Genomic DNA, 13,370 nt, shown 5'->3' on the forward strand with positions numbered 1-13,370 from the left:
TTTAATAGTTCCCGGAGTCATTCGGGAACTATTTTTACGGGAATAGCTCAGTTGGTAGAGCATCGGTCTCCAAAACCGAGTGTCGGGAGTTCGAGTCTCTCTTCCCGTGCCAAAATTAAAGGAATATGTTTAAGAAGATAACGAATTATTGTAAGGAATCTTATGACGAACTAGTCCATAAAGTATCATGGCCTACTCGTTCAGAACTTTCTAGCAGTGCAGTGGTTGTTTTAACTGCTTCCCTCCTCATTGCACTCGTCGTTTTTCTAATGGATTCTGCCTTCCAGTTCATCATGGAAGATGTTATCTATCCGCACTAATAAACAGTAAAAAGAATGTCTGAGATTGAAAAAAAATGGTACGTATTGCGTGCCGTAAGTGGAAAAGAGAGCAAGGTAAAAGAATATCTTGATGCAGACATCAAGCATGGTAACCTTGGCGATTATGTATCTCAGGTGTTGATTCCTACCGAAAAGACATATCAGGTTCGCAATGGTAAGAAAATTGTAAAAGAGAGAACTTACCTTCCTGGTTATGTGCTGGTGGAAGCTGCTTTGGTCGGTGAGGTGGCTCATCATTTGAGAAACACCCCGAACGTAATCGGCTTTCTAGGAGGAATGGATCATCCAGTCCCTCTGAGACAGTCGGAAGTGAATCGTATTCTGGGTACGGTGGATGAACTTCAAGAAGGTGGTGAGGACTTGAATATCCCTTACACCGTTGGAGAAACAGTGAAAGTTAGCGTGGGACCGTTCAGCGGATTCAGTGGACTCATTGAAGAAGTGAATGCGGAAAAACGCAAACTGAAAGTAATGGTCAAAATATTCGGACGGAAAACTCCGTTGGAATTAGGCTTTACGGATGTAGAAAAGGAATAATGCATTTTGTTACGTGCTGTTGTTCCATTCGTTAAATACTTATATAAAAATTACAAAAGAAAATGGCTAAAGAAGTTGCTGGACTAATCAAATTACAGATTAAAGGAGGCGCTGCAAATCCATCACCTCCCGTTGGACCTGCTTTGGGTTCTAAGGGTATTAATATCATGGAATTTTGCAAGCAATTCAACGCCAGAACCCAGGACAAGGCAGGTAAGGTATTACCTGTAATCATTACCTACTACACAGACAAGTCTTTTGATTTCGTAATCAAAACTCCTCCTGTAGCTATTCAGTTGCTTGAGGCTGCCAAAATCAAGAGTGGATCTGCAGAACCGAACCGCAAGAAAGTGGCTGAACTGACTTGGGATCAGATTCGTGCAATCGCTCAGGATAAGATGGTTGACTTGAACTGCTTTACTATCGAATCTGCTATGTCAATGGTAGCAGGAACAGCTAGAAGTATGGGTATCGCTGTAAAAGGTGACTTCCCGGGTAATAACTAATTAACTTCAATTGATAATGGGTAAACTGACAAAAAATCAAAAGTTGGCTGCAGAAAAGATTGAAGCAGGGAAAGCATACTCACTGAAGGAAGCTTCTGAACTGGTAAAGGAAATCACTTTCACCAAGTTTGACGCTTCATTAGATATTGACGTACGTTTAGGTGTAGACCCTCGTAAGGCTAACCAGATGGTAAGAGGTGTGGTATCTCTTCCTCATGGTACAGGTAAACAGGTACGTGTGCTTGTTCTGTGTACACCGGATGCTGAAGCTGCTGCAAAAGAAGCTGGTGCTGACTATGTTGGTCTTGATGAATATATTGAAAAGATCAAAGGTGGATGGACTGATATTGATGTGATCATCACTATGCCGTCTATCATGGGTAAGATTGGTGCGCTGGGTCGTGTGCTCGGTCCTCGTGGATTGATGCCGAACCCGAAAAGCGGTACTGTAACTATGGATGTAGCTAAAGCTGTTAAGGAAGTTAAGCAAGGTAAGATTGACTTTAAGGTTGACAAGAGCGGTATCGTTCATACTTCAATCGGTAAGGTGTCTTTCACTGCTGACCAGATCCGTGAAAATGCGAAAGAATTTATCGCTACTATCATCAAACTGAAACCGACCACAGCTAAAGGTACTTATATTAAGAGTATTTATCTTTCAAGTACTATGAGTAAGGGTATCAAGATTGACCCGAAATCAGTAGACGAAATCTAATAATTAAGGAGGAATCATGAGAAAGGAAGATAAAGGCGTAATTATTGGTCAGTTGGCTGATACCGTAAAGCAATACGGACATTTTTACTTGGTAGACACAACTGCAATGGATGCAGCTGCTACCAGTGACCTTCGTAAGAAATGTTTCAAAGCAGGTATCAAACTGATGGTTGTGAAGAATTCTTTGCTTCACAAAGCTTTGATGAGCTTGGATGTAGACTACTCACCCTTGTTCGATTCTTTGAAGGGTACTACTTCAGTAATGTTTTGCGAAACAGCTAATGTGCCTGCAAAACTGTTGAAGGAATATAAGGACAGCGTTCCGACCCTGAAAGCTGCTTATGCAGAAGAAGGATTCTATGTGGGTGCAGATCAGTTGGAAGCTCTCGCAACAATCAAGAGCAAGAACGAAGTCATTGCAGACATTGTGGCTTTGCTGCAGTCTCCTGCAAAGAACGTTATCTCGGCTCTTCAATCAGGTGGCAACACCATTCACGGTGTTCTTCAGACTTTGGCAGAACGTGCAGAATAATGGCACGCTGCGCATGAGTCAAGAAACCAAAACAACTTTAATATTTAAATAGTACAAACAATTAAATTTCATACAAAAATGGCAGATTTGAAAGCTTTTGCAGAACAATTAGTTAACTTGACAGTAAAAGAAGTTAATGAACTTGCAACTATCCTTAAAGAAGAATATGGTATTGAACCTGCTGCTGCAGCTGTAGCTGTTGCTGCTGGTCCTGCTGCTGCTGGTGCAGCTGCTGCTGAAGAAAAAACTTCATTCGATGTAGTTTTGAAGAGCGCAGGTGCTGCTAAACTGCAGGTTGTTAAGGCAGTGAAAGAAGCTTGTGGTCTTGGCTTGAAAGAAGCAAAAGACTTGGTTGACGGTGCTCCTAGCACAGTAAAAGAAGGTTTGGCTAAAGACGAAGCTGAATCTTTGAAGAAAACTTTGGAAGAAGCTGGAGCTGAAGTTGAACTTAAATAAGATTATCCTGTAAATCAGGTAGTTCGGTTAAGAGTCCTCTGTAAAGAGGATTCTTAACCTTTTTGCGTCTATATTAAGTTCACTAGGTTTCAATTGTCGGAACTGTGAGAGTTCCCCGACTGTAATTATCCTAGGTTTTACATTTTAAACTCCATACAGATGTCTTCAGAAACTCAAAATCAACGAATTAATTTTGCTTCTATCAAGAATCCGATGCAGTATCCGGATTTTCTGGAAGTACAGTTGAAGTCATTTCAGGACTTCTTACAATTAGATACCCCACCCGAAAAGCGAAAGAACGACGGTTTGTATAAGGTATTTGCGGAAAATTTCCCGATTGCAGATACACGCAACAACTTCGTGCTCGAGTTCCTTGACTACTATATCGATCCGCCTCACTATACCATCGACGATTGTCTGGAACGTGGATTGACTTATAGTGTTCCCTTGAAAGCCAAACTGAAGCTTTATTGTACCGACCCCGATCACGAAGATTTTGATACAGTGATTCAGGATGTGTATCTGGGTCCTATCCCTTATATGACTCCGAAAGGCACTTTCGTCATTAACGGTGCAGAGCGTGTTGTAGTATCTCAGCTTCATCGTTCACCGGGTGTATTCTTTGGACAAAGCATCCATGCGAATGGAACGAAATTGTATTCTGCCCGAATTATCCCATTCAAAGGATCTTGGATTGAGTTCGCTACGGATATCAACAATGTGATGTATGCGTACATCGACCGTAAGAAGAAGCTTCCGGTAACTACGTTGTTGAGAGCTGTAGGATTTGAAAATGACAAGGACATCCTTGAAATTTTCAACTTGGCTGAGGATGTAAAGGTTAACAAGACGAACCTGAAGAAAATCATCGGACGTAAGCTGGCTGCCCGTGTGTTGAAGACATGGACGGAAGATTTTGTGGATGAAGATACTGGTGAAGTAGTTTCTATTGAACGTAACGAGGTGGTTATCGACCGTGAGACGGTCATTGAACCTGAACACATCGACTTGATCATTGAATCGGGTGTACAGAATATCCTCGTTCACAATGAAGAGGCGAATGCTTCCGATTATTCAATTATTTTCAACACTTTGCAGAAAGACCCGAGTAACTCGGAAAAAGAAGCGGTGTTGTATATCTATCGTCAGTTGCGTAATGCAGACCCTGCAGATGATGCAAGTGCGCGTGAGGTAATCAACAACCTGTTCTTCTCTGAAAAACGTTACGATTTGGGTGATGTGGGTCGTTACCGGATCAACAAGAAGTTGAATCTGGATACTCCGATGGATGTCAGAGTGTTGACAAAACAAGATATTATCGAGATTATCAAATATCTCATCGAGTTGATTAACTCAAAGGCAGACGTGGATGATATTGACCACTTGAGCAACCGTCGTGTTCGTACGGTGGGTGAGCAGTTGTCAAATCAGTTCGCTATCGGTCTAGCTCGTATGTCTCGTACGATTCGTGAACGTATGAATGTACGCGACAACGAAGTGTTCACTCCGATTGACTTGATCAATGCGAAGACAATTTCGTCTGTCATCAACTCATTCTTCGGTACCAATGCCTTGTCACAGTTCATGGACCAGACCAACCCGCTGGCTGAAATTACACACAAACGTCGTTTGTCTGCCTTGGGTCCTGGTGGTTTGTCACGTGACCGTGCCGGTTTCGAGGTGCGAGACGTACACTACACTCACTATGGTCGTCTGTGTCCGATTGAAACTCCTGAAGGTCCGAACATCGGTTTGATTTCTTCTTTGTGTGTCTATGCAAAGATTAACGAACTGGGATTCATCGTGACTCCTTACCGTAAGGTGAAGGACGGAGTGGTAGATTTGTCAAATGAAGGTATCGAATACCTTTCTGCAGAGGAAGAGGAAGACAAGATTATTGCACAGGGTAATGCACCGTTGAACGATGACGGTACATTCATCCGCGATAAAGTAAAGGCACGCCGTGATGCCGATTATCCGGTGGTTACACCTGACCAGGTAGAACTGATGGACGTGGCTCCTCAGCAGATTGCTTCTATCGCCGCTTCTTTGATTCCGTTCTTGGAACACGATGACGCGAACCGTGCATTGATGGGTTCTAACATGATGCGCCAGGCGGTTCCTTTGTTGAAGACAGAAGCTCCGATTGTGGGTACAGGTATTGAAAAACAGTTGTGTGAAGATTCACGTACGCAGATTGCCGCAGAAGGTGACGGTGTGGTTGACTTCGTAGATGCAACGACTATCCGTATTCTGTATGACCGTACGGAAGATGAAGAATTCGTAAGCTTCGAACCGGCGTTGAAAGAATATCGTATTCCGAAATTCCGTAAGACCAACCAGAGCATGACCATCGACTTGCGCCCGATCTGTAACAAGGGACAGCGCGTGAAGAAGGGTGATATCCTGACTGAAGGTTACTCTACTGCGAACGGTGAACTGGCTTTGGGTAAGAACTTGTTGGTTGCTTACATGCCGTGGAAGGGTTACAATTACGAGGATGCCATCGTTTTGAACGAACGTGTGGTACGTGAGGATATCCTGACTTCTGTACATGTGGATGAATATATCTTGGAAGTACGTGAAACCAAACGTGGTATGGAAGAGCTGACTTCTGATATTCCGAATGTCAGCGAAGAAGCTACCAAAGATTTGGATGAAAACGGTATCGTACGTGTCGGTGCTCGTATCGAACCGGGTGACATCTTGATTGGTAAGATTACTCCGAAGGGTGAATCAGATCCTTCTCCGGAAGAGAAACTGTTGCGCGCCATCTTTGGTGACAAGGCTGGCGACGTGAAGGATGCTTCTCTGAAGGCTTCTCCGTCACTGCGTGGTGTGGTTATCGGCAAGAAACTGTATTCACGTGTAATCAAGACACGTAGCGAAAAGAATGCAGACAAGGCAATCCTGCCGAAACTGAATGAAGAATTTGAAGAAAAAGCTGCGGCTCTGAAGACTATCCTGATTGACAAATTGTTGGTTTTGACTGCCGATAAGGTTTCTCAGGGTGTGAAAGATTATCTGGGAACAGAAGTCATTGCCAAAGGAGCCAAGTTTACTAAATATGATCTGGAGTCATTGGATTACACTGTGATTCAGTTGAGCAAATGGACAGCAGATGCGCACAAGAACGACATGATCCGTGACCTTATCATGAATTATTTGAAGAAATACAAGGAGTTGGATGCCGAACTGAAGCGTAAGAAGTTCGCGTTGACTATCGGTGACGAACTGCCTTCAGGTATTATTCAGATGGCGAAGGTTTACATCGCCAAGAAACGTAAGATTGGTGTCGGTGATAAGATGGCCGGTCGTCACGGTAACAAGGGTATCGTTTCACGTGTAGTACGTCAGGAAGACATGCCGTTCTTGGCTGACGGTACTCCGGTAGATATCGTATTGAATCCGTTGGGTGTGCCTTCTCGTATGAACATCGGTCAGATTTTCGAAGCTGTATTGGGACGTGCCGGAAAAGAATTGGGCGTGAAGTTTGCTACTCCTATCTTTGATGGTGCTACCTTGGAAGATTTGGATAAATGGACAGACAAAGCCGGACTGCCACGTTATTGCAAGACTTATTTGTATGATGGTGGTACAGGTGAACAGTTCGACCAGCCGGCTACGGTAGGTGTGACTTACATGTTGAAACTGGGTCACATGGTTGAAGACAAGATGCACGCCCGTTCAATCGGTCCGTACTCTTTGATTACGCAGCAGCCGCTTGGTGGTAAAGCTCAGTTCGGTGGTCAGCGTTTCGGAGAAATGGAGGTTTGGGCCATCGAAGCCTTCGGTGCGGCTCATGTACTTCAGGAAATTCTGACAATCAAGTCGGATGACGTGGTTGGACGTTCTAAGGCATACGAAGCAATTGTGAAAGGTGAACCAATGCCTACTCCGGGTATTCCTGAATCTCTCAACGTATTGTTGCACGAACTTAGAGGTCTGTGCTTGAGCATTACGCTGGAATAACTTTTTCAACTGAAGAATGGGGTATCGACTCCCATTCTTCCTGATTAAATTCTTCATTATCATAAAATAGAAAGTATGGCTTTTAGAAAAGATACTAAGATAAAAAGTAATTTCTCAAAGATTACGATCGGTCTGGCATCACCCGAAGAGATTCTGGAAAATTCTTATGGTGAGGTGTTGAAACCGGAAACCATCAACTACCGTACCTATAAACCGGAACGTGACGGTCTGTTCTGTGAACGTATCTTCGGTCCGGTAAAGGACTATGAGTGCCATTGTGGTAAGTACAAGCGTATTCGCTACAAGGGTATCGTCTGCGACCGATGCGGTGTGGAAGTAACGGAAAAGAAAGTTCGCCGTGAACGTAGCGGACATATCCAGCTGGTAGTGCCGGTGGCTCACATCTGGTATTTCCGTTCTTTGCCGAATAAGATTGGTTATCTGTTGGGCTTGCCGACCAAGAAACTGGATGCAATTATTTACTACGAACGCTACGTCGTTATTCAGCCGGGTGTGAAGGCTGAAGACGGAGTAAGCAAATACGACTTGTTGTCTGAAGAAGAATATCTGGACATCATGGATACACTTCCAAAGGACAACCAGTATCTGGAAGACAGCGACCCGAACAAGTTCATCGCTAAGATGGGGGCAGAAGCTATCTACGACTTGTTGGTAGGACTGGATTTGGATGCGTTGTCATACGAATTGCGTCACAAAGCAAACAGCGATTCTTCTCAGCAGCGTAAGAACGAGGCTTTGAAACGTTTGCAGGTAGTGGAATCTTTCCGTGCTTCACGTGGCCGCAACAAACCGGAATGGATGATTGTACGTATCGTGCCGGTTATCCCTCCCGAACTTCGTCCGTTGGTTCCACTGGATGGTGGACGTTTCGCCACTTCCGACTTGAACGATTTGTATCGTCGTGTGATTATCCGTAACAATCGTCTGAAACGACTGATTGAAATCAAGGCTCCGGAAGTAATCTTGCGTAATGAGAAACGTATGCTTCAGGAAGCTGTCGATTCATTGTTCGACAACTCTCGTAAGTCGAGTGCAGTGAAGACAGATGCCAACCGTCCGTTGAAATCTTTGTCAGACAGCTTGAAAGGTAAGCAAGGACGTTTCCGTCAGAACCTGTTGGGTAAGCGTGTCGACTATTCAGCCCGTTCCGTAATTGTCGTAGGTCCGGAACTGAAGATGGGTGAATGCGGTATTCCGAAACTGATGGCTGCCGAATTGTACAAGCCGTTCATCATCCGCAAGCTGATTGAACGTGGTATCGTGAAGACCGTGAAATCTGCAAAGAAGATTGTAGACCGCAAGGAACCTGTGATTTGGGATATTCTGGAACACGTAATGAAAGGTCATCCGGTATTGCTGAACCGTGCGCCGACATTGCACCGTCTGGGTATTCAGGCTTTCCAGCCGAAGATGATCGAAGGAAAAGCTATCCAGTTGCACCCGTTGGCTTGTACCGCATTCAACGCCGACTTCGATGGTGACCAGATGGCCGTACACTTGCCGTTGAGCAATGAGGCTGTATTGGAAGCTCAGATGTTGATGTTGCAGTCACACAATATTCTGAACCCGGCCAACGGTGCACCTATCACCGTGCCTGCACAGGATATGGTTCTGGGATTGTATTACATTACCAAACTGCGTAAGGGTGCCAAAGGTGAAGGTTTGATTTTCTACGGACCGGAAGAAGCGATGATTGCTTACAACGAAGGAAAGGTAGATATCCACGCCATCATCAGTGTTGTTGCCAATGACTTGGATGAGAACGGCAACATCGTGAAGAAGATGATCAAGGAAACCTCTGTAGGTCGTGTGATTGTCAACGAGCTGGTTCCAGATGAATGTGGTTATTTGAATACCATCATTTCCAAGAAGTCTTTGCGTGACATCATCAGCAACGTAATCAAGGCTGTGGGTGTGGCTCGTGCTTGTGAATTCCTGGATGGAATCAAGAACTTGGGTTACAAGAAAGCATTCGAAGGTGGTCTGTCATTCAACTTGGGCGATATCATTATCCCGAAGGAGAAAGAGGAACTGGTAAAACGTGGTAACGAAGAAATCGAACAAATCATGATGAACTATAACATGGGTTTCATCACCGATAACGAACGTTACAATCAGGTAATTGATACTTGGACACACGTAAACAGTGACTTGTCAGACATTCTATATAAAACAATTAAGAACGACGACCAGGGATTCAACTCTGTATTCATGATGCTGGATTCCGGAGCCCGTGGTTCTAAGGAACAGATTCGTCAGTTGTCTGGTATGCGTGGTTTGATGGCCAAGCCGCAGAAAGCCGGTGCCGAAGGTGCTCAGATTATTGAAAACCCGATTCTTTCTAACTTTAAGGAAGGTCTTTCGGTGTTGGAGTACTTTATCTCAACCCACGGTGCTCGTAAGGGTCTTGCCGATACCGCGTTGAAGACAGCCGATGCCGGATACCTGACTCGTCGTTTGGTAGACGTTTCTCACGACGTCATCATCAATGAAGAAGACTGTGGTACATTGCGTGGCCTGGTTTGTACAGCGTTGAAGAACAACGATGAAGTAATCGCTACGTTGTACGAACGTATCTTGGGCCGTGTATCTGTACACGATATCATCCACCCGACTACTGGTAAGCTGATTGTGGCTGCCGGTGAAGAAATCACGGAGGACATTGCTGAAGAAATCGAAAACTCTCCGATTGAAAGCGTAGAAATCCGTTCCGTATTGACTTGTGAGTCTAAAAAGGGTGTATGTGCGAAATGTTACGGACGTAACTTGGCTACCAGCCGTATGGTGCAGAAAGGTGAGGCTGTCGGCGTAATCGCTGCACAGTCAATCGGTGAACCGGGTACTCAGCTGACTCTGCGTACATTCCACGCCGGAGGTATCGCCGGTAACATGGCAGCCAATGCAAGTATCGTAGCGAAGAACGATGCACGTCTGGAATTCGAAGAATTGCGTACAGTAGATGCTGTAGAAGAAACAGGCGAACCAGTGAAGATTGTCGTAGGCCGTTTGGCGGAAGTTCGTTTCGTGGATGTCAATACCGGTATCGTATTGTCTACACACAACGTACCTTACGGTTCTAAGTTGTATGCTTCAGACGGTGAAGTCGTAGAAAAGGGCAAGCTGATTGCGAAGTGGGACCCGTTCAACGCCGTTATCGTGACGGAAGCTGCCGGTAAGATTGACTTTGAATCTGTGATTGAGAACGTCACTTACAAGGTAGAATCCGATGAAGCTACCGGTTTGCGTGAAATCATCATCACTGAGTCTAAGGATAAGAACAAGATTCCTTCATTGCACATCTTGGATGAAAATGGTGGAATTATCCGTACATATAACTTGCCGGTAGGTGGTCACGTAGTGGTTGAAGACAAGCAGACCGTGAAAGCGGGTGATATTCTGGTGAAGATTCCGCGTGCCGTTGGTAAGGCAGGTGATATCACCGGTGGTCTTCCGCGAGTAACCGAGCTGTTCGAAGCCCGTAACCCGTCTAACCCTGCAGTCGTATCTGAAATCGACGGTGAGGTAACAATGGGTAAGATTAAACGTGGTAACCGTGAAATCATCGTGACTTCCAAGACTGGTGATGTACGCAAGTACTTGGTTGCATTGTCCAAGCAGATTCTGGTTCAGGAAAACGACTACGTACGTGCCGGAACTCCGTTGTCTGATGGTGCCATCACTCCTGCCGATATCCTGGCCATCAAAGGTCCTACAGCCGTTCAGGAATATATCGTAAATGAAATTCAGGACGTGTACCGTCTGCAGGGTGTGAAGATCAACGATAAACACTTCGAAATTATCGTTCGTCAGATGATGCGTAAGGTACAGATTGACGAGCCGGGTGATACCCGCTTCCTGGAACAGCAGGTAGTTGACCGCATTGAATTCAATGAAGAAAACGACCGTATCTGGGGCAAGAAAGTGGTAGTAGATGCCGGTGACTCTCAGAACCTGCAACCGGGACAGATTGTCACAGCCCGCAAGCTCCGCGATGAAAACAGTATGTTGAAGCGTCGTGACCTGAAACTGGTGGAAGTACGTGATGCAGTGCCTGCTACTTCTACTCAGATTCTGCAGGGTATCACACGTGCCGCATTGCAGACTTCAAGCTTCATGTCGGCTGCTTCCTTCCAGGAAACAACGAAGGTATTGAACGAAGCTGCTATCAACGGTAAGGTGGACAAGCTGGAAGGTATGAAGGAGAACGTGATCTGCGGTCACCTGATTCCGGCTGGTACCGGTCAGCGTGAGTTTGAAAAGATTGTGGTAGGTTCTAAAGAAGAATACGACCGCATCTTGGCGAACAAGAAGAACGTGTTGGACTATAGCGAAGTTGAATAACTCAACCGAATATAAAAAGAAAAGCCGTCTCGTTTGAGGCGGCTTTTTTTATGCTTGTCATGCTGCGTCAGCAGTTTCGTTTCCTTTTCCAGAAGAGCCGGATAAAACGCCCTCCGGTGGCAATGAGTGCCAGAGAGAGTCCGGTATAGAACACGGCGATGAAACTTTCCGGCAACAAATGTGCCTTGCGGATGGTGATGCCCATCCCAATCATGAACGCCATGACAATCCACCCCTTCACATCGAAGAAAGAGAAGGGACAATGCCTTTCCCGCTTTCCCGAAGTGATACGCTGCGTATGCTTGCGGTAGAGCTTGTGGAAAACCATGCAGAAGAACAGCAGGAACACCAGACTGGCCTCACAGACCTTCAGGAGCCAGTAGTGCGTGTCTGTAATCCAGCAGGAGAGGCCAATTTGCAGAATGTTGAGGCCCGCCACCAGCCACACCACGCCAGCCGTCAGCAACAGGGTATTGGAAGAAACTCCGTACTTCATCTTAGCTTAGAACCATTTGATTTTCCGGAAAATGACGAATGCGGCTGCCGACAAGAGAATCGAGAAGCAGACAATCAGGGCAAACGCATGGGGCAAGCCTTCGATGTGAATATCCACGTTCATACCGTAGAAACTGGCAATCAGCGTAGGCACCATCAGGATGATGGAGAGACTGGTCATGCGTTTCATGATGGTGTTCACGTTGTTGGAGATAATAGACGCGAAGGCATCCATCGTACCCGTGAGGATGTCACTGTAGATGTTCACCTGGTTGTGAGCCTGTTTCAGTTCGATGAGCACGTCGTCGGTCAGTTCCGCGTTCTGGTAATCCTGTTCATTGAAAATGTTCTGCAGCTTGCCTATCATGACCTCATTGCCACGGATGGACGTGTTGAAGTACACCAGACTCTTCTGCAGGTTCATCAACCGGAGCAAGTCCTCGTTACGGATACTCCGCTCCAGTTCCTTTTCCGCACAGTTCACCTCATTGTTAATCTGTTTCAGGTATTTCAGGAACCACACGGCCGAAGAGTAAATCAGCCGCAGAATCAGTTCGTATTTGTTGGGCACGTTGATGCCCTTGCGCTGCGTATGTTCAATGAAGTCGGGCAGCATCTCCGTAGAGTAGTAGCACACCGAAATCACCAGTTCATTGTTCGTGATGATGCCGATGGGCACCGTGACATACGGCACCTTCGAATCGGGCGTCTGCATGGGGATACGCAAGATGGTCAGCAGCCAGTTGCCTTCCGTATCCGTACGCGGCCTTTCGTCCGTATCGGCGATATCGTTCAAGAAAGATCGGGGAACTTTCAATTCATCTTGCAGGAAGCGGAAATCCGACTCATCGGGACACTCCACATTAATCCAGCAGTTGGGCTGCCAGTTCGTTTTTTCTACGAAACCTGCTTCACAAAAAAGATACTTTCTCATGTTTCTGCTCCTTTCCTTCGTTTTAAGCCCGGAGGAGCATCTTCAGAGTAAGGTACAATCTACTCACGACACTCCTTCAGGAAGTGGTTAAAATAATGATAATACGTTCGCGAGTAAGAATCGTCCATATCGTTTCGTTTTAGGGTATAAAAAAAGTTCGTTTTTAGCAAACGAACTCTCAAGCTCTTCAGGTTGGACTTGAACCAACGACCCTCTGATTAACAGTCAGATGCTCTAACCGACTGAGCTACTGAAGAAAGTTTAAACATGTTTTCCTAAAAAGGAGCTCTTCAGGTTGGACTTGAACCAACGACCCTCTGATTAACAGTCAGATGCTCTAACCGACTGAGCTACTGAAGAAGGTTCAAACATGTTTTTTCAAAAAAGGAGCTCTTCAGGTTGGACTTGAACCAACGACCCTCTGATTAACAGTCAGATGCTCTAACCGACTGAGCTACTGAAGAAGGTTTTTCCTTAATTGCGCTGCAAAGGTAGTAGGATATTTTGAATTATGCAATAT

Annotated in this window: 10 protein-coding genes and 4 tRNA genes; 9 read left to right on the forward strand and 5 right to left on the reverse strand. The window is 45.5% G+C overall.

All coding sequences use genetic code 11. The features are described 5' to 3' along the window. Positions 1–36 precede the first annotated feature (36 nt). The 9 genes from OIM59_RS17960 to rpoC all read left to right on the forward strand — a co-directional run bounded on the left by OIM59_RS17960 (position 37) and on the right by rpoC (position 11,421). Positions 37–112: transfer RNA gene (locus tag OIM59_RS17960), tRNA-Trp, on the forward strand. A gap of 13 nt (positions 113–125) precedes the next feature. Continuing rightward, complete coding sequence (gene secE, locus OIM59_RS17965) at positions 126–320, forward strand: preprotein translocase subunit SecE (RefSeq protein WP_072541481.1); 195 nt, start codon at positions 126–128, stop codon at positions 318–320. 15 nt (positions 321–335) lie between these two features. Continuing rightward, positions 336–878 carry a transcription termination/antitermination protein NusG gene (gene nusG, locus OIM59_RS17970; RefSeq protein WP_072541482.1) on the forward strand — a complete coding sequence of 181 codons (543 nt, stop codon included), beginning with the start codon at positions 336–338 and terminating at the stop codon, positions 876–878. Positions 879–940: 62 nt separating this feature from the next. Next, positions 941–1,384 (forward strand): 50S ribosomal protein L11, encoded by a 444-nt coding sequence (rplK, locus tag OIM59_RS17975; RefSeq protein ID WP_007564157.1) that lies wholly within the window; start codon positions 941–943, stop codon positions 1,382–1,384. A gap of 16 nt (positions 1,385–1,400) precedes the next feature. Further along, complete coding sequence (gene rplA / locus OIM59_RS17980) at positions 1,401–2,099, forward strand: 50S ribosomal protein L1 (protein ID WP_072541483.1); 699 nt, start codon at positions 1,401–1,403, stop codon at positions 2,097–2,099. Between the two features lie 16 nt (positions 2,100–2,115). Next, positions 2,116–2,631 (forward strand): 50S ribosomal protein L10, encoded by a 516-nt coding sequence (rplJ, locus tag OIM59_RS17985; protein ID WP_022354976.1) that lies wholly within the window; start codon positions 2,116–2,118, stop codon positions 2,629–2,631. A 78-nt stretch (positions 2,632–2,709) separates the two neighbouring features. Continuing rightward, the gene (rplL, locus tag OIM59_RS17990; protein WP_007564160.1) at positions 2,710–3,087 is read left to right on the forward strand and encodes a 50S ribosomal protein L7/L12; all 378 of its coding nucleotides are present in this window, start codon (positions 2,710–2,712) and stop codon (positions 3,085–3,087) included. A gap of 159 nt (positions 3,088–3,246) precedes the next feature. Then, positions 3,247–7,059: a DNA-directed RNA polymerase subunit beta gene (rpoB, locus tag OIM59_RS17995; RefSeq protein ID WP_072541484.1), complete on the forward strand. Its 3,813-nt coding sequence runs from the start codon at positions 3,247–3,249 to the stop codon at positions 7,057–7,059. 75 nt (positions 7,060–7,134) lie between these two features. Next, complete coding sequence (gene rpoC, locus OIM59_RS18000; RefSeq protein WP_299169899.1) at positions 7,135–11,421, forward strand: DNA-directed RNA polymerase subunit beta'; 4,287 nt, start codon at positions 7,135–7,137, stop codon at positions 11,419–11,421. A 67-nt stretch (positions 11,422–11,488) separates the two neighbouring features. Here rpoC and OIM59_RS18005 read toward each other — a convergent pair whose 3' ends face one another. The 5 genes from OIM59_RS18005 to OIM59_RS18025 form a co-directional block, all read right to left on the reverse strand. After that, positions 11,489–11,917 (reverse strand): hypothetical protein, encoded by a 429-nt coding sequence (locus OIM59_RS18005; RefSeq protein WP_303898010.1) that lies wholly within the window; start codon positions 11,915–11,917, stop codon positions 11,489–11,491. 6 nt (positions 11,918–11,923) lie between these two features. Further along, a complete protein-coding gene (locus tag OIM59_RS18010) occupies positions 11,924–12,850 on the reverse strand; it encodes a magnesium transporter CorA family protein (RefSeq protein ID WP_022354972.1) in 927 nt (308 codons plus the stop codon). 183 nt (positions 12,851–13,033) lie between these two features. Next, positions 13,034–13,107 (reverse strand) — tRNA-Asn (locus tag OIM59_RS18015). 29 nt (positions 13,108–13,136) lie between these two features. Further along, positions 13,137–13,210 (reverse strand) — tRNA-Asn (locus OIM59_RS18020). Positions 13,211–13,240: 30 nt separating this feature from the next. Further along, positions 13,241–13,314: transfer RNA gene (locus OIM59_RS18025), tRNA-Asn, on the reverse strand. Between the last annotated feature and the right edge of the window lie 56 nt (positions 13,315–13,370).

The sequence above is a fragment of the Bacteroides mediterraneensis genome, assembly GCF_025993685.1.
Classification (GTDB): Bacteria; Bacteroidota; Bacteroidia; order Bacteroidales; family Bacteroidaceae; genus Phocaeicola; species Phocaeicola mediterraneensis_A.